This is a genomic window from Sulfidibacter corallicola (assembly GCF_017498545.1).
Classification (GTDB): domain Bacteria; phylum Acidobacteriota; class Holophagae; order Acanthopleuribacterales; family Acanthopleuribacteraceae; genus Sulfidibacter; species Sulfidibacter corallicola.
Genome location: NZ_CP071793.1, coordinates 5,366,288 through 5,384,348, shown reverse-complemented (window position 1 = coordinate 5,384,348; position 18,061 = coordinate 5,366,288). Strand labels below are relative to the sequence as shown.

Genomic DNA, 18,061 nt, shown 5'->3' with positions numbered 1-18,061 from the left:
GCGACGGCACTCACTACTTGCGGGCACTTCAGGCGTGGGTTGCTTCAAAACGTTCAGCCGGCGGCTTACCGCCCCTGCTGAACTCAGAGGCCAAACAGCCGGCGCAGGTGGCTGTTGAGGAACACGCCGTCCGGGTCGTGCGTCGCACGCAATTCGAGAAAGTCCGCCCAACGCGGGTAGCGATCGGCCAACTCGCGCTGGGTCAGGCTGTGCCATTTCCCCCAGTGGGGCCGCCCGTCGTAAGCCAGGAAGATTTTCTCCAGGGCCTGGAAATAATCCTGCCACGGCATGCCCTTGAACATGTGCACGGCCACATAGGCCGAATCGCGCTGATGGGAAGGGCTCAGCCAAATGTCGTCGCGTGCGGCGAAGCGGCATTCCAGCGGAAAGTGAACCTTGAAACGGCGCTCGGCGGTTTTGGCCCGAATTTCACGAACGACCTCGGGGAACGCCTCGCGCGGAATGTTGTACTCCATTTCCTGGAACCGCACCATGCGGGGCGTGGCGTAGATTCGATGGCCCCAATCGGTACGCTCGTCCGCACTGACCAACGATGCACACAGCTTGCTGACCGAGCTGCACAGCGAGGGGAACCAGCGACAGGCCGTGCTCAACAGCCAGAACGCGTAGTTTTCCAAGACCACGTCGTTGAACTTCTTGCCGATCCCCACGTTGGTCGGCTCGCGATCGGTTTCGTTCATGAACTTGAGCTGAACCCGGTCGGAGTAGGGGAACCAATAGAATTCGAAGTTGCGGTTGTCTTCGCGGTGCCGGTCCAGATCGGCGAGGCAGTTTTCGAGCGTGGCACGCTCCGATCGATAGTGGAGTTTGTAGGCCGGGACACATTGCAGGGTCAGGCTGCTGATGATGCCCAGGGCGCCCAGCGATACCCGGGCGGCATTGAACAGCTCGGGGTTTTCGCGGATCCCACAGGAAACGACCTCCCCTTTGCCGTCGACCAGTTTCATACCGATCACCTGTTGGGCGATTCCGGGAAAACGAATGCCGGTTCCGTGGGTGCCGGTGCTGATGGCACCCGCGATGCTCTGCACGTTGATGTCGCCCAAATTCTCCTGGGCCAGGCCGCGCTCGAACAACATCTCGCCCAAGGCATGCAGCTTGGTTCCCGAATGAACGGTGGCCTGCAGGGACCGCGCCTCGCACCCGATCATGCCCGCCAAGCGATCCAGGTTGACCAGGGTATCGTCGGTCTGCACCAAAGGCGTGAAGCTGTGGCCGGATCCGACCACCCGCACCTCGCGCCCCTCGGCACGGGAGGTGCGCACCAGCTCGGCCAGTTCCTCCTCGCTGCGCGGTTGCACGTAATTCTGGGGCCGGCAGGTGACCAGCCCGGACCAGTTGGACCAGTTGGTGATCGGGCTCGGACCCGTTGGCGTGTTCGGCACGGCGGCTCCCGTATCGGTTTCGAGTGGGGCATTGGATTGATTCTGCTTCAAAAGTAACATGTTCCGTCTCCTCGATACGTGGTGACTTCCTCGACCACGCGCCCGTTCGATACGAGCTTCAGGTGGGTAAAGCGTTCGCAAAGCTCGCCTGCCTTACTGTGCCTGAAGAACACCGGGTCGCCGATGGTGAGGGATTGATTGGTCAGGATCAAGGGCGTTTGAACTTCACCGGTTCCCTCGTTGGGAACCAGCCGCAAATCGTGCGGCAGCCAGGGAACGGGCAACTTTTCCCAACCCGGCGCGCCGGAACCGATATAGCCGCCGCCGGCACAGGTGATCATGCCCGGGCGCGGTTCGCGCACCACTTCGAGGGCAAACCCGGCGGCGGGTCGATAATCGAAGGAATGGTAGTAATCGAACAGGTGAGAACAGTAGAAACCCGAGCCGACCGTCACTTCCGTGACTGCCGATTCGGTGACCGTGGTGGCGACGCTGCCAGTACCGCCGCCGTTGACCAGCACCAGTTCGGCACCTTCGTCGCGGAGTGCCTGGATGACCTCTTGGCGGCGAGCCACCACTTTGGGCAGCGACCATTTCTTGAGCAGGCGAATGGCGGCGTTTTTGAAAAACTGGCCGGGTATCCGATCCTGTACCCCCGCAATTTGGGCTTCGTAGCCCATCAGCCCGTCCAGCCGCACGTGGCGATGTTTGCGAATCTCGGCCCAAAGCGCCAGGGCCGCGCGCACGTCGGCGATCGGCGACCGGTAAACCCCGAAATGCAAACCGGGGAAGGCGGTGGACATGTCCAAATCGAGGCACAGGGGCAGGGTGATGCCCAAAGCGGCGCCGGCGCGCTCGGCACGAATCACGTGTTCGGCGCAGTCGACCATCAAATACAGGGTTTTGCCTTTGGCCACTTCCTCGGCTACCGCACGCAGCGCCTTGGGATCGACGGCCGGATAGGCGATCAGGAGGTCGTCGAAGCCCTGGCGACTGAGGTCCACGGCCTCGTGGGCACTGAAACACATCAGGCCCTGGATTCGTGGGTCCGCCTCCAAAATGTGACGCATCACGGCGGCCGAGCGCACCGACTTGGAGGCGATGCGAATGCGTTTGTCGGCCGCACGACCGCAAATATCGCGAACGTTGCGCCGCAACTGATCCAGATCCACGAACGCGAAGGGCATTTCCATGCCGGCAAACAGGTCGCGGTAATAGGCATAGTCGGGCAGAATCCCGGATCGCGTGCCGGCTTCGCGCTCGGCACCCTCTTCAGGAGCGGATCGACCCACCGCTTCGAACGTAGATCCAACTTGGGATTTCACGGGCACCTCCGCGGCGGCCTCGCCGGTGACGCTGGTTTCTTCGGGTCGTGGGAATCAATGAGGTCCGAATGCAGATCCATGGATTTACAAATAATGTGGCACAAAAAAACGTGACAATCAATCATGTTTTTGTCATTATATTTTCACTTGTCACGTTTCTTCTTCAACTTATCCCTTCTCTTTTCCGATTTGTTGGATAGACTTTCTCTAATTTTTCGGAAGGACATGCATGAAACAGCTTGAAAAGCAGAACAACCCCCGCCGTGAACCTGTACAGGAACGCAGCAAACGTCGTGTCTCCGCGATTCTCGACGTTGCCGCCCAACTGGTCCAGGAGGTGGGGGTCGATGGGTTGACCACCAGCGAGATCGCACGCCGTGCGGGCATCAAACTGGCCTCCCTCTACCGCTACTTCCCCAATAAAAACGCGATCATCAAAAGCTTGGCCGAGCGGCATTTCGTCAACTTGAGACCCTATCTCCAGGAGTTTCTCGAAAATTTCGACTTGGAAACGGGATTCGATCGGATGATCGACGCCTACGCCCGCTTCTATCGCTCCGAGCCCGGTTACATGGAGCTTTGGTCGGGGATTCAAGCCAACCCGGAGTTGAATCAGCTCGATCTGGAAGACCTCGAGCAGAACGTCTCGATCATCGTCACCCGCGCCGGCGACATGTTCCCTCATCTCGATGAGGACACCCTGAAAGCCGTGGCCATGGTGACGACGCGATCGTGCGGCGCCGTGCTGCGGCTGGCGATGACCGCCGAGCCGAAGCAGGCGGAGATCATGCTGGAAGAGCTGAAGCACATGGTCAAAAGTTACATCATGTCACGAATGAAAAGCCGGCCGGAATTCGCGGAAGCGGCGAAAGCCCAACCCTGAGCGATCCCGGTACCGGCAATCGAGTCGATTCCTACAACGCGCCAGGCGCGTTTCGAGAAAAGAACGGATAGTCCTGAAGATTCCGCCGAGACAAGCGCCCGGGAGAGCTCTCTCGCTTTGTTCGAACCCCTACCGGCCTTTGGGGCGAGGTGTGGGTGCGCTCTTCCGCTGTCCGATCCGCCGTGCGATTCGCACTCCCGAGATGCGTGATGCCCACGCACATGGGGTGCACCGAGCATCGCGCGGGCCCGGTTCGGAAACCGGTCCTCGATTCACTTCATGATTCGGCCCTGGCTGTGCCACCGGACTTCGATCTCGAGCGATGACGCGCAATCGGTGTTGGGCGACGGCAGCCTTTGGCCTGAACTCTATGGCCTCCCGTTGGCGGGAGAGAAGGATGCACTATGAGACTAGTATGTATTCGCGTATCGGCATGGCTCTGTGTTTTTTGGCTCCTGGCGGGCCCCATCTATGTCTCGGCCCACGGCTACCAGGTGGACGAGCAGAGCGCGCGCCGCTTGGGGGACTCCTTTTCCGGCGGTGCCGCCGAAGCACGTGACGCGAGCACCGCCTATTACAATCCGGCAGGTTTGATCCGCCTGAAGCAAACCGAATACGTGACCGGCATTTCCCTCATCAATACGCAAACCGATTTCGAGGGCGGTGCGGTCACCACCGACGGGCTTGCGGTACTGCCGGTTCAGGGCAATGACGGCGGCGATCCGGACAGCAATATCGTGATCCCCCACCTCTACGTCGCACGGCCGCTCACCGAAAACACGGTGTTCGGCTTTTCCCTGAACGTGCCCTACGCCACGGGCACCGATTACGATCGCGATTTCGTGGGCCGCTACTTCGCCACCGAGTCCGAGTTGTTCGGGGTCCACATCAACACCTCGGTCGGCGTGGCCGTGACCGAACGGTTTTCGATGGGCATCGGTTTGAGCCTGCAGTACCTCGACGGTTCGCTGGGCAACGACGTCAATTCGGCGGGGATTTGCGCCTTGGCGGAGGCCTCCGGAGCCTTGGCCGCGCTCGGCCTCCCCAGTTGCGCCCAACAGGGTTTCGATACGCCCGGTACCAGCACCGACGACGGCAGCGTGCTGGTGGAAGGGGACGACGTGGGCTTCGGCGTGACCTTCGGTCTCCTCTACCAATTCAACGAGGGTTCCCGGGTGGGATTCAACTACCGCAGCGATATCGAACACAATCTCGACGGCGAAGCCGAATTCCGCTTTCCCGCCCACACCCAACTGGTGCTGCCGTTGGCCGATCCCAACCTGCGCGATCGTACGGTCGACGGGCTCTTGGAGCTGGTCACGCCCGAGGCGCTCTCATTGAGCGGCTTCCACCAGGTCAACGGGAACTGGTCGATTCAGGGCGACGTCACCTGGACCCGCTGGAGCCGGTTCCAAACGCTGACGATCGAACCCCAAGATGGACCCCATATCGTGCAGCCCCAACTGTGGGACGACACGCTGCGGTTCGCGTTGGGAACCGAGGTCCGCGTTTCGGAAGCCATGTCGCTGCGCGCGGGTGCGGCCAGAGACGAAAGCCCGATTCCCGACGAGACCCTCAACCTGAACTTTCCGTTCGAGGACTATCGCGCCTTCTCGGTCGGGATGACCTATCGGTTCAGCGATACCTTGGCCATGGATGTCGGCCTGCAACACACGCTGGGCATGGAAGTCGACATCACCCAAGGTACCTTCGAATCCGATGCGGCGATCCTGACCGGTACGGTGGAGACGGATATCACGTCCTTCGCCATCGGTTTCAACCTGCGCCGCTGATAGGTACCCATCCAGAATCGACATCCATTCGGCAATCGAAACGGTTCCGTTGGAGGGTCGCCAAACCGCAGTCTCGTTGTTTTCCCGACGCAAGTCGGCGGCACCCAAAAAGAAAACGCGAGCCTCGGCCGGTATCGGCCGGAGCCCGCGTTTTTCGTTCGGCATGGAAAGAGGCTCCAAAGTCCAGGTTCCACTTGCGACCGATGGCCTGCAAGCAAAGACAGGGACGAGGCCCGCCACCTTCCGGATCTATTTGCCCATCATGCCTTTCTTGAGGCCGGAGTCGGCGGGTTTGTCGCCGAGCCAGATGCCGAAAAGCGCCTGTTTGAAATCGATTCCGGCGGAAACCGTGCCCTTGGAGCTGCCGTTGACCTTCAACTCCACACCTTTGCCGGGCACGTAGATCACATCGTAGACATCGTTCTTCTTGGCCTCGCCGGTGAAGAGCGCGTTGAAGGCGTCGATGTGCTTCTGGATCGGTTCGGTCTTGCCACCGGTGGCGGCCTTGAAGCCGTCGTTCCAAGCAGTGGTCAGTTTACTGGCGGAAACCCCGTTGTAAATGAAGTGCATGCGCACCACCATGGGTTCGTCGGCCTTGACGACGGCGGCCGCATCCTTGGACTTGGCCTTGACGTAAAGCCCACCGGCGTAAACTTTGATGAAGAGTTTCTTGCGCAGGCCCGCGCCGTTGAGAACCAGGTCCTGGTTCTCGATTTTCATGTTGTCGGGAAGGGTGACACCCCCGATTTTGCCGGCCATGAGCAGGGGCCCGCCGGCCAACAACGCCAACGTCAGCGCAAGCGCCGTGGATCGAAAAAAAGAAAAGCTGTTCACGTGAAATCTCCTTGAACGATGAGGCGGACGTCACAGGCCGCGCCTTGGAGCCCGACCCTTGCCGGCACGGGGAGTCATGCGGTGGGAGCGGAGCCGGAGCCGAATCGCCCCGCGACGGGGAACGAGGTCCAATCTCCGAGGTTCGGTGGATGAAATGCGGCAAGGTAGGCAGGTAGGCCTCATCATAGCAGAGACGGAGAGCCGCATCACGCCATGGTTGAAGGAGGATTCAAAATGAAGTCCGGGCGGGCCGTCCCGATCTCTCCTTGCGTATCTCCCTACGAGGTTCCCCACTTTCCGAACGATCATGGCAGGCTGCTTGCCAAGCGTTTATGATTATCCAAGCAAGGCCATAGGGAGAGACTGTTTTGCCGATTCACGTCACATCCGATCCCACGCCCATTCGCGTCCTTCTTTCCGACGATCACCCCATCGTGCGCTCGGGTATTCGCGAGTTGCTCACCTCTTCGGACAACATTCACGTGATCGGCGAGGCCGGCAACGGCGAAGAGGCCCTGGCACTGACCCTCGCATTGAATCCCGACGTGCTGGTGTTGGATATGGAAATGCCCGGTCTCAACGGGGTCGAGGTGGCCAAACAACTGGCCGGCAAGCGGCACCCGGTTCGCATCTTGGCCTTGAGCGCCTACGATTCGATGCAGTTCATCGACGGGCTCCTCAACCTCGGCGCCTACGGGTACCTGACCAAGGACGAAATGCCCGAGATCATCATCGAGGCGGTGGAAGGCGTGGCCGGCGGGGTCAAGGGCTGGCTGAGCCAGCGCATCAAGGCCAAACGAGATCGCCAGGCGGAGCTGGCGGCCCAACGGGACAAGGGCCCGCTGGCCAAGCTGAGTCGGCGCGAGCGCGAGGTGCTGATGCTGATCGCCGAGGGTTTCGACAACCCGAGCATCTCGGCGAAGCTGTTCATTTCGGGCGGAACGGTCAAGAATCACGTGACCAACATCTACAGTAAGTTGGAACTCCACAGTCGGGCCGAGGCCGTGACCTGGGCCTGGGAGCAGGGTTTGGTGGAGCGCGAGCGACCCGCCAGTTGAACGGGTTCGTGCACAAAAAATTCGTCCGGTAGAATCGTCGTCTCACAAAAATATGACTTTGGGTCTATTGTTCGAACGCCGGCGGTGGTTTAAGCTAGGGCCCATCCGAACGAGGTGGTTCTGCCAAGCCCTTCGTCCGGATCGGCGAGCGACCTCGGTCGAAGCGGTTTCGGCAGTGACTCAGGCGTCGAAAACCTTTTGAGGCGCAAGCTTTTCGCCATCGCTATTTCATTATTTTCATCCATTTTTTGCCAATACATATCGAGCGCACATCAACACGGGGATTTGCGGGTCGCCATGTCGGGGGGAACCCGCCGTGGATGACCAATCGGTAACCCATCGCTGACGGCCAAGCCGGTCTCTCGGACGCTCGCCAATCGAGCCGCCGAAGCGGACCCGACCTGGCGAAAAACCATCCCTTTGCCTTGCCTACGCATTCGGCCGCGTCCGCGACCATCGCGAACGGGTGGGGTTGTGCCATTTTTAGATAGAGCTGAATCGAGGATCAAGTGACACATGAAACACGGGATCGTCCTTCCCCAAAAAGGGCCGCTTTGGTTTCCGGCGAACGCCCAAGCTTGCATCGCATCGCCGCGCCCCCCATCGCCCCCATCCGCCGGAATGGACGATGGCCTTTGGCGATCATCTTTCCTTTGCTGGCGATGGTGCCGGCATTTGCCTACCTGGAATTGAGAACCCTGATCCGAGATGTGCAACACGATGGATTCTGTGAAAAGGCCGGTATCGTCTGGGTTGACGTCAACGCGAACGACTTTGCGGCAGCATCTCCGCAGGAACCCGTCTATTTGAGGTTCACCCTGGACCACGGCGCCACATTGTGCGCGTCGCTGGTGGACCCAAACCTCCCAAACGCAACACCCGTGTTCTTGCCGCTGTTCACGGAATTTGGCGATGCCGTGCTTGCGCCCTCCGACACAGTGTCGGTGGTTCGTTGGAAGGCAGGTGAACCCCACATTTGGCTCAAGGTCACCTCATCGTCATCCACCTGGCTTCGCGTGGGCGACGACGTCGGCCCACCGACCATGGATCATCGAGTCACCTTTTCCCTGGGACTCTCGGGCCAAGAATCCCAATCGGCAGTGGCGCCGTACTTCGATTCGGGCAAGGCCAATTTGCCGTTCCAATCGCGTGGCTCGGATCCGGATCAAGCCAACAGTCTCGGCTCGGTGGATCTGGAGCTGAAAGTCGACCTGTCCCAGGGGAACCTGCAACCACTGCCTGCCCCCCAGGATTTGAGCGCACTGAATCTCGATGGAGGCGCCTTCGACCACACGACGGTCGGCGTGGAAACCGCCACCAACGATTCCGGCATCTCCGAAGGCGTCCCACTCTCGATCGCCTTCCTGGGGGACGGCATGATCGGGCGTGGTGTGTTCATCGGTAACTACGACGTCGAGTATCGCTGGTCTAACAGGTCCATCCACTATCGAGGCAGTTGCGAAGAAGGCGGGATGTTGGTATTCAGGATCGCTTCGAACATTTTTCCGGAGGCGTCGCCACAGAACCCGGTGTACGTGCGGGTCCAACTGAACCGAGCCGTCACGCTGTGCCGGACACTCGTGCCCCCGGGAAGCGCGACACCGCTCTACCTGGCCGCGAGATTGGACGCCCCCGACGGTACCCTCCTGAACATGGCGCCCAACGCGATTTCCGTGGTCCGCTGGGTCGCAGGCGAGGATGCGCTTTGGGTGAAGATCGTGGATGGCACCGGTGATTGGATTCGCCGAGGCGAAGACGATACACCACCGGATCAAGCAAACAGCGTCTCCTTCTACACCGGTATCACTGCTGAAACCAGTTACGATGGGTCCCGGGATGCCTTCATTCGCGGAGAGGCCAACCTGCCGTTCAACACCTTTGATTTGTCCACCGACGGCAGTCTTTCCGACGCGGCCGATCTGTTGATCCAGTTGGATGCCAGCCAAAGCGAGCTGGATCCGGGCAATCCCGATCTCGAGAACGTGGAACTGGACATCCAGTTCTACCAGGAAGGCACCACCGGAGTGGAAACCGTGGAAGATCCCGGTCGGATCGAAACGGGCAGCGAGGTTGACGTGCTCACCAATGACCCTCCTCGAATCGCCCACGGCCTAGATTTGTTTCCCGCCACCAGGGATACCATCGATTTGCGCACGCTCATTCGGGACGTGTTCTACCAGGGAACCTGCGAACAAACGGGTTTGATGGCACTGGTCTTTTCCGGCAATCCCTTTCCCGACGCGAGCCCCACGACGCCCACCTACCTGCGCCTGCGACTCACCGGCGGTGCTCGGCTGTGTCGCACTCGGGTTGCGGCCGGCCCCCAACCCGATCCCCCGATCCATTTGGGCCTGGGTCTCGAACCCGGCCACTTGGCGGGTGCCAGGATGGTCGCGGCACCGGATGCCATTTCGATCGTACGCTGGATGGCCGGCGAAGACGCGATTTGGTTGAAAATCAGCCAGTCTCCCGCTCGGTGGCTCCAAATGTCCAACTCGACCACCTCTCCCAACATTCGCGATCGGGTCGTCATGACGTTGGGCAACGCACCCACCGATTCGTTCAGCCGCTACGCCGACGACTTTCGAAACGGGCTCGCCAATCTTCCCTGCAACACCACCAACCCCCAAAACTCGGGAAATGCCGACGAAGCCACGGACACCCGACTCGAGCTGGACCTCACGACGTACATCCACCCAGCCCCTTCCCTCGTGGAACTCTTTCCCACCGGTTACGACGAAACCACCACCGGCGTGACCAGCGAGACGCAAGCGAATCAAATCCAACTCGGCACCCTGGTCCCCGTCCCCTTCGGCGGCGAAATCACCATCGGCCGGACGGTCGAAACCCTGCCGGTCACGGTCACGCCGGAGATCTCGGTTCAGGGGCTCGAGGTAATCACACTGGAGGCTCAGGTACCCGACGGCATCGTCATCTCGCAGGTGACCTGGACCGATCTCGACACCGGAACGGTTTTGGGTAACTTTCCTTCGCTGGCCTACGACCCTCTGCCGGAACGGACGATTCGAGTGCGGTGCCACGTCATCGACAATCTGGGTCGAACCGGTGACGGATTTGGGATCATCCTGGTGAATCCGGAAGGGATCGACCTGAATCTGGACGGCAAAAACACGCTGGAAGACCTGCTCTACCTCACACCGCGTTGGGAGGACGGTGATTCGGACGTGTTGGAGATGATGCACATCAACACCGGCCAAAATTGATAGGTTCTTCCTCGCGGGGGCGATCTTCGGATCGCCCTCGATGGTCGGTCGCAAACACGGGTCTCGCCGAGGTCGACCAAGAGGTCGGGTCCGACACCGAGCAAAGCGGTCGAGGAGAGGTGTCGGGAACTGCCGTGCCCAAGGGAAGTCGGCCGCCGACCTTTTTCCAAATCAGAGCCAATCCTGTTTTAATGCACCTACAACCGATCCCCATTCGGCTTCCGAGACGAAAAAGCCATGGACCCGTCCGGCCGCCGGTACGATTCCACCCCAGCGGTAGGCATTACCGCCAAGCCACCAACCTCGCGCAGGATATCCGTCACATGCCCCCCATTCCCCGCATTTCGAATCCAACCCGCAGCCAGGCGATCCGTTTCGCGATCGCGTTGCTTTGGCTTTGGCCCATGGCCGTACCGGGCTTGTTCGCCTCTCCCGAAAAAATTTATTTCGACCACCTTTCCGTGGAGCACGGTTTGTCCCAGAGTCGTGTCTTGGCGATCGCCCAAGACCGCAAGGGGCTCCTTTGGTTCGGGACCCAAGACGGTTTGAATCGCTACGACGGCTACCACTTCACCGTGTTTCGGCCCGACAAGACCCGTGAAGGTGCGATCTCCGACCACAACATTCGAACCTTGGCGGCGGCCTCGGATGGCGGCCTCTGGATCGGCACCCGTCACGGTGGCCTGAATTATTACGACGCCCTTCACCGGCGCTTCGAAACCCATCCGTTGAATGCACCCGGGCAGGGTTCATCGGACGACCGCGCCGAGACGGCCCTCAAGAATATCGGCAGCCTGTTGGAGGATCGACCGGACCGACTGTGGGTGGGAACCCAGGGCGCCGGGCTTTGGGTCGGTCATCGAACGACGGGTTTTCGCCCCGTCACCGGGTCGGGCGAGCGGCAACTCCCCGCCAACGCACGGATTCGGGCCCTCGTGGCCGACGCTCGGGGATTCCTGTGGATCGGCACCGAGAAGCAGGGTTTGTATCGCCTCGACATCGCCACCGAAACCGTGACGTCCTTTCGGGAGGGCGACGGCTCGATCGGTCTCCTCAGCGACCGGGTGCTCAGCCTGCTCCTCGACGAAGCCGGCGACCTCTGGATCGGTACCCAAGCCGGACTGTGTCGATTGGACGCGGCTGGGAACCACCTCACCGCCTTCGGTGAAGATGCCGAACGGGAACCTCGCCTGGGGATTGGACAACCCTTTGCGTTGCTTCAAGATAGAGGAGGCAAAATCTGGATCGGCATGCGCGATTCGGGTTTGGTGGTCTACGATCCGGCCCAGAGGCGATCGACGCACTACCGCTACCGCCCACTCAACGACCAAAGCCTGAACAGCAACAAGATATGGAGCCTGTTCGAAGATGAAGGCGGCATCATTTGGATCGGAACTGGCGGCCAAGGCCTGAATAAATACGCCCGTGGTCTGCGGCAATTCGCCACCTACGCGAATCTCCCGGACCACCCGACCACGCCGGGCGCCTACCAGGCCCTTTCGCTGGCAGTGGGCCGCGACGACACCCTTTGGATGGGGACCTGGGATCAGGGCCTGGTGGCCTTCGATTTGACCAGCGATCGGTTTCGATACCACCTCACCGGGGAAGAAGCACCCGGCCCGGGACCAGCCAAACTCGTGATCGCCGTGCTCGAAGATGCAGAGCGCCTTCTCTGGTTGGGTATCTGGGGCCGCGGGCTGGTGCGATTCCACCCCGATACGGGCGCCTATCGCCAATTTCCCTGGGATCCGGCCGCACCGGAGCAAAGCGCTCGCTGGAATGTGACGGCACTGGCGAAGGGGACCGACGATGCGCTCTGGCTGGGTTCCTACCGGCGCGGCCTGTTCCGCTTCGACCGCGGCAGCGAGGCGTTTCGCCGTTTCGCACCGGATCCGAATCGAGCCGACAGCCTCAGCCACCACCAAATCGCCGCGCTGTTGCGCGACAGTCGCGACCGAATTTGGGTCGGCACCTATGGCGGCGGCTTGTGCCGGCTGGACGATCCCGAACTGGATCGCTTTAGAGTGTATCGCCATGATCCCGACCTGCCTGCGAGCCTGGGCAACGACCGGATCACATGTCTATGGGAGGGCCATCGAAACCGGATCTGGGTGGGCACGTCCGGCGCCGGGCTCCATCTGCTGCGCGAGGATTCCGACGACTTCCGGCGCATTACCACCGTCGAGGGCCTTCCCAGCGACGTCGTCAACGGCATGCTCCACGACGAGCATGGTTTCCTTTGGGTCGCGACCAACAAAGGCTTGGCGAAACTGGACGACACCAGCGGCGACATTCGCGTCTACGGCCCGCTCGAGGGCGTTCAGGCCGAATTCAACGCCGGCGTGTTCGCGCGCACCGCCGATGGGGAGATGTTCTTCGGCGGGAACCGCGGGCTCAATCGGTTTCGGCCGGACCAGATCCTGGTCAACGAGCGACCCCCGCCCGTGATCCTGACCGGATTCAAGAAGTTCAACCGACCGGTGACCCTGGAGCGGGAGATCGACGACCTGGACCTGCTCGAGTTGTCCTTTCGCGACAACTTCATCAGTTTCGAGTTCGCCGCACTGGATTACACCGCCCCCTCGCAAAATCGCTACGCCTATAAATTGGAAGGGGTGGATCCCGAATGGGTCGAAGCCGGCACGCGCAATTTCGCCATCTATACCAACCTTTCCGGCGGTCGTTACCGCTTTCGCGTGCGGGCAGCCAACAGCGACGGGATCTGGAACGCCAAGGGTACGGAATTGCAGGTCTACATTCGCCCGCCCTTTTGGCAACGCTGGTGGTTTCGCGGCGCGATGATGCTGCTCGGAATTGGCATCGTGACGGGTTTGCCGCTGGCATGGCAATGGCGCCGATTGCAACGCCTGCAGCAACTTCGCCGCGAAGAACTGGAAACCAAGCGGCGCTTGACCGAGGGTCGCGAGGTGGAACGGCTTCGCATCGCCCAGGAGCTCCACGACGGCCCGGTCCAGGATCTCCACGCCATCCACATTCAACTGGCACTTCAGATTCGTCAGTGGAGCAAGCGGCTCGAGGAATGGGGTCTGGCTCCCGCCAATCAGGACCAGGACAGGAGCATGAAGGGGCTCAAGTCCCTTGGTGGCTACATCCTCAAGATTCTGCAAGACCTGCGCGATCTTTGCGGGCAACTCCGGCCTCCGACCCTGACGCACTTCGGTCTGGAAGCGGCACTTCAGGCCCATATCGAGCGTTGTCGTGAAAAGCATCCCGAGATCCGTATCGAATGCGAGTTGACGGCCGATCAACCGAGCCTTTCCGAGGAAACCGAGCTGGCCCTGTTCCGCATCTGCCAGGAAGCCCTGAACAACGCGCTGCAACATGCCCGCTCCGATTACGTGTTCATTCGGTTCGAGGCGGATGCCGAGAATTTGGTGCTGGAAATCGAAGACAACGGCAAAGGATTCGACGAAAAACAAAACTTCGTCCAGCTTTCACGCGAGGGCCACTTCGGGCTCCTGGGCATTTCGGAACGCGCGGCATCGATCGGCGCCCAGCTTTCCATCGTATCCAGACCCAATCAGGGAACCCTGATTCGCGTGTCGGCCCCGGTTCCCCAATCGGCCTGATCTCGAAATCGTCCCGAGCTACCATCTGCCAGATACCGCGGCGCATATTTTCACACACGAGAGATTTATCGAAAAACAAAAAAATCCCTCTAGAAAACTGCCCTTTCTGAGTAGAGACTGGCTATACTTCAAGCACATCTACATATATTCCCCCATTCCCCCACTCGACCCGGTCAAACGAGCTGCGCCAGGGGTGTTTTGTCCCGTGCCGCACCGATACGGTGGGCGACTCAAGGAGTGAGCCATGTCGAACCCTTTTAATAAAAGCGCCTTCGAGGAAGCGGTGGGCCATACGTTCACACTGCCATTCGATAACGGCGAAACCCTGAATCTGGAGTTGGATTCCATCAAGACCAATCCTAACTTGAACAGTGACAAGCAGGAGTGCTTCAGTGCCTATTTCAGTGGACCGGCCGAAAAGGGACTGATCCAGGGCAGTTACGTGATGGACCACGAAAAAATGGGTCGGCTGCACATCTTTCTCGTTCCCATCGCCAAAGACGAGAAAGGCTACCAATACGAAGCCGTATTCAATCGACTCATCGAAGAACAGTCCTGATGGGCTGACGGGCGCCCATCCGGAGCCGGCGGTCTGTCGAAAGAGGTCCTTTGAACCGGCCTCAGAGGCAGTCGGTGCGGCTTCAGGCTTCCGCTTTCCGCTCGTTACCCATTGACAATGGTTTTTGCTGGAAGCCCGACACCCGCACAGCGAGATAAACCTAGCGGGCAGTCAGGGCTTCTTCGTTTCCGGATGGGCACAAATCGGTCTCACCCTCTTCCAAGTCTCGCGTGCGGCGCGAAACCTCCGGCTCGATCCAGCGATCCGCAGCGGTGTCCAGCCTCCGGTTTTCGCATCCGAGCCGTAGCCCCTCAACAGGGCCCTTTGCCGGAAGTAGGAGACCCGTGATCCGGAATCCGAACCATCCTCCGGCACGGTCCGGAAAGCGGCGCGGGCCCGCCGTTCAAGCCGTTATCCGACTCAATCGAAAAAAGTTCATTTTTTCGGTTGACGGGGAAAAGGCCGCATGATTCAATGTCGATATTGAGATTTGATCTCAATATCCAAACGGAGAATGCGAGTACTTCTCCCGTCATTTGTCTCGCCTTCTCTTGTGCGCGGCCCCTGTCTCACCCAACTCCCGAAACCCCGATGACCTGGGCCGCCTCCCTACTGTGAAACGTCTCGTCCAATCTCCTAAAAGAGACCAGGACCGGGGCTCGTTCCACCCCGGTCCTCCTTTTGGTGGGCATCACACCACCCCTCCGACAATATCACCCTTATTGCTATTCCTCCTTGATCCCAAGCTTATCCTCGCTCTGGCGAGTGACGCGCGCTCCCCTGCTGTGGGGGCAGGTGGGCGCGCAGTCACTCCACCGTTCCGTTCGGTCCGGAGGCGGTCCTTGCACGGGCCGCCTCCGTTCTTCAATCGTTCTATGAGCCATCTCCCGTGGAGAACGCCTTTTCCCAAGCGCGTTCTCCATTTTTTTGAGACTTGGATCACCATGGGAACCCGTGTTTTCAAACCCATTCGGTGGTACCATGGGTGAATGACCGAGTGCCGAGCGGTCATTTTCCAGGTCGTGGCCTCCGTGGTCGAGGCGAGTTGCAGAATTTCTCATTTGGTGTCTCATGGTATTTGAGCGAAGGCTCACCAGGCCATGATTAAAAACCCACATCCTGCCGATTTCCGATTGACGAACCTGGATTTCCGGAATACTTGAGAAAAGGGTTTGGCCAGGTGGCTTCCAAACAGGCTGTATCGACATCCGAGGCTAGGTGGAAACAGAGTTCGATCTCTGCCCGGAAAATCCAGCCCATTCCCAAGCGAATTCGCTATCACCTGGCTCAAGCTCTGGCCGCGGTAGGCGTCTTTTTATTGCCGCTGCTCTACATCTCCCTGGTCGGCAGCCTTTTTTGGGTCTTATGGGTGTACTACCGTTACATGGCCAATCTGTCGCTGGAGATAAACGGGATATTTTGGGTGTTCCTGTATTTGGGTCCGCCGGTCACGGTGGCGACCCTGGTGTCGTTCCTGGTGTATCCCCTGTTCACCCGCGACACCCAACACATGGCCCAAATCGAGGTCACGCCCGATCAGGAGCCGGACCTCTACGCCTTCGTCGCCGAGATTTCCTCCGCCCTGGGTGTTCGGATGCCTTCGGTCATCTCCCTGACCAGCGAGGTCAATGCCTTCGCGGGCCCCAAACGCGGTCTGTTCAGCGTGATCACCGGCGATCTCCGCCTGGTGATCGGCATCCCCTTGATCGCCAACCTCCAGGTCAATCAATTCGGTGGCGTACTGGCCCACGAGCTGGGGCACTTCGCCCAACGCAGTGGCCAAATCCTGGTGATGCTCACCCGTGACGTCCATTCGTGGTTCAACCGGGTCGTGACCGAAGAAGATCACGAACTGGAACGCTTTTCGAAAAACGCGGCGACCGAGCTGGGGATCTTCGGCATTTTCATAAGATTGGCGATGGCGATCCTGGTCATCGTGCGCTTCATCTTTTGGCTGTTCAGCATGGTGGCCGAGGCGATCTGTTGCTTTCTGATGCGCCAGATGGAATTCGATGCGGATCGATACGAGGCGCGGCTCATCGGCTCGCACGTCTTTTCGGAAACGACGCGCGAGATGTTCCGTCTGCAGGTGGCCCACGAAATGGCGGTCAACGAACTCGGCTTGTTCATGCGCGAAAAGCGTTTGGCCGACGATCTCGCCGGCTTGGTCCACTATCACCGTTCGCGGATGTCGCTCGACCTACTCGCCCAGTTGGACGCAGCCTATCTGGCACGCGAAACCGGCTGGTTGGATTCGCACCCCAGCACCGCGGCCCGCATCGACAACGTGAGTGGCGAGCAAGGGCAGCCCTTGTTGGCCAACACCCAACCGGCGCACGTGCTGCTCAAGGACTATCTCTTCCGCAGCCGGCAGGTCACCACACAGTACTATCAGGTCACCCTCAAAGACACCTTCGACCCCACCCTGCTTCACAGTTTGGGCGAACTGAATCGCGCCCGTCAGTGGGAAAAATCCTCGATCGAGGCGCTGTCGCGTTTCTTCGGCGGTGCACTCAGCTTGTCGCGCGGGCCGGCACCGGTATTGGAAGCACCCGAAACACAAGCGGCCCCGGACACCGAGACGCTACGCGTCCGGGCGGCGCGATGTCGCGGCGAATTCGAAACCGGGCTCCCCGACTATCTGGAAGCCTCGAAACGCCATCAGGCCTTGTTCTCGGAGAAAATCAACCGGCTTCGCGAACAGGTCATCTCGACCTCTCCGGAATCGACGAACGACCAGGGAACGTTGTTCGCCTCGCCGGCGGTGGCCGACATCGATCGAGAGCTGGAGCGGGAAGAGCGCATCTTGGAATCGTTCGAAAAGGTCATGACCCGACGGATTTCGATCAGCCAGGCCTACCTGGAACACAAGGATTGGACACCGGAATATGGCGACGAAGCGGGTTGGCCGCTCTGGGCGGAGCGTTGGGCCACGTCCCACGCGTTGTTGAACCGGGCGCTGCCCCATCTTCAGAACTTGCGCATGTCGCGTGCGCTTTTGGCACGCCTGGTGGAAGCCAGTCGCGAGGGCGAAGGTCATGCCGACATCGACCGCCTGATGGCCTTTGAAAAAACGCGGCTTCACCGCCACATGAAACACATTCTCGATCCCCTCAAGGGGCAGAACCTGCTGTTCGACGACGAAGAATCCGATCGCGATATGCACGATTACCTGTTGCCCTACGTGCCGGACACCCAAAGCGCACTGGAACTGTTTCACGCGGCCACCACCCTGCTGGAGCAGTTCCACGAATTGCGTGGACGCATCTTGGGCCGTCAATGTCGGCTAATGGAACTGATCGAACAGAAAATGGGCTTTACGGTTTTGGAAAGACTCTGGACCGAAGTGGAAAAAGACCTGATCTATTGAGGTCCATGCCCATCCAGAA

10 protein-coding genes are annotated in these 18,061 nt (G+C 60.0%); 7 read left to right on the top strand and 3 right to left on the bottom strand.

Going from position 1 to position 18,061, the window contains the following annotated elements:
• Positions 1–83: 83 nt before the first annotated feature.
• Together J3U87_RS16205 and J3U87_RS16200 are read right to left on the bottom strand one after the other, a co-directional pair.
• Entirely contained in the window at positions 84–1,466 is a 1,383-nt protein-coding gene (locus J3U87_RS16205; protein WP_237384097.1) for a D-arabinono-1,4-lactone oxidase, read from the bottom strand.
• Positions 1,454–2,731 (bottom strand): amino acid deaminase/aldolase, encoded by a 1,278-nt coding sequence (locus J3U87_RS16200; protein WP_237384096.1) that lies wholly within the window; start codon positions 2,729–2,731, stop codon positions 1,454–1,456. The genes J3U87_RS16205 and J3U87_RS16200 overlap by 13 nt, the downstream gene beginning before the upstream one ends.
• 229 nt (positions 2,732–2,960) lie before the next feature.
• Between J3U87_RS16200 and J3U87_RS16195 the strand changes: the two genes are divergently transcribed.
• Positions 2,961–3,614, top strand: a complete 654-nt coding sequence (locus J3U87_RS16195; RefSeq protein ID WP_237384095.1) for a TetR/AcrR family transcriptional regulator — start codon at positions 2,961–2,963, stop codon at positions 3,612–3,614.
• A gap of 404 nt (positions 3,615–4,018) precedes the next feature.
• A complete protein-coding gene (locus J3U87_RS16190) occupies positions 4,019–5,407 on the top strand; it encodes an OmpP1/FadL family transporter (protein ID WP_237384094.1) in 1,389 nt (462 codons plus the stop codon).
• Between the two features lie 249 nt (positions 5,408–5,656).
• Here the strand turns inward: J3U87_RS16190 and J3U87_RS16185 are convergent, their stop codons facing one another.
• Complete coding sequence (locus J3U87_RS16185; protein WP_237384093.1) at positions 5,657–6,241, bottom strand: chalcone isomerase family protein; 585 nt, start codon at positions 6,239–6,241, stop codon at positions 5,657–5,659.
• Between the two features lie 368 nt (positions 6,242–6,609).
• Here J3U87_RS16185 and J3U87_RS16180 point away from each other — a divergent pair, with 368 nt between their 5' ends.
• The 5 genes from J3U87_RS16180 to J3U87_RS16160 all read left to right on the top strand — a co-directional run bounded on the left by J3U87_RS16180 (position 6,610) and on the right by J3U87_RS16160 (position 18,042).
• Positions 6,610–7,299 carry a response regulator gene (locus J3U87_RS16180; protein ID WP_237384092.1) on the top strand — a complete coding sequence of 230 codons (690 nt, stop codon included), beginning with the start codon at positions 6,610–6,612 and terminating at the stop codon, positions 7,297–7,299.
• A gap of 635 nt (positions 7,300–7,934) precedes the next feature.
• A complete protein-coding gene (locus J3U87_RS16175; RefSeq protein WP_237384091.1) occupies positions 7,935–10,523 on the top strand; it encodes a hypothetical protein in 2,589 nt (862 codons plus the stop codon).
• Positions 10,524–10,846: 323 nt separating this feature from the next.
• Positions 10,847–14,113 carry a ligand-binding sensor domain-containing protein gene (locus J3U87_RS16170; protein ID WP_237384090.1) on the top strand — a complete coding sequence of 1,089 codons (3,267 nt, stop codon included), beginning with the start codon at positions 10,847–10,849 and terminating at the stop codon, positions 14,111–14,113.
• A 244-nt stretch (positions 14,114–14,357) separates the two neighbouring features.
• Positions 14,358–14,672 (top strand): DUF6916 family protein, encoded by a 315-nt coding sequence (locus tag J3U87_RS16165; RefSeq protein WP_237384089.1) that lies wholly within the window; start codon positions 14,358–14,360, stop codon positions 14,670–14,672.
• Between the two features lie 1,318 nt (positions 14,673–15,990).
• On the top strand, positions 15,991–18,042 hold the full coding sequence (locus J3U87_RS16160) for a M48 family metallopeptidase (RefSeq protein WP_237384088.1): 2,052 nt from the start codon (positions 15,991–15,993) through the stop codon (positions 18,040–18,042).
• The last annotated feature ends 19 nt before the right edge of the window (positions 18,043–18,061 follow it).

Excerpts from the sequence above, each read along its gene's own strand:
- J3U87_RS16170 (WP_237384090.1), top strand. The coding sequence starts at position 10,847 with ATGCCCCCCATTCCCCGCATTTCGAATCCAACCCGCAGCCAGGCGATC.
- J3U87_RS16205 (WP_237384097.1), bottom strand. The coding sequence starts at position 1,466 with ATGTTACTTTTGAAGCAGAATCAATCCAATGCCCCACTCGAAACCGAT.
- J3U87_RS16165 (WP_237384089.1), top strand. The coding sequence starts at position 14,358 with ATGTCGAACCCTTTTAATAAAAGCGCCTTCGAGGAAGCGGTGGGCCAT.
- J3U87_RS16190 (WP_237384094.1), top strand. The coding sequence starts at position 4,019 with ATGAGACTAGTATGTATTCGCGTATCGGCATGGCTCTGTGTTTTTTGG.
- J3U87_RS16195 (WP_237384095.1), top strand. The coding sequence starts at position 2,961 with ATGAAACAGCTTGAAAAGCAGAACAACCCCCGCCGTGAACCTGTACAG.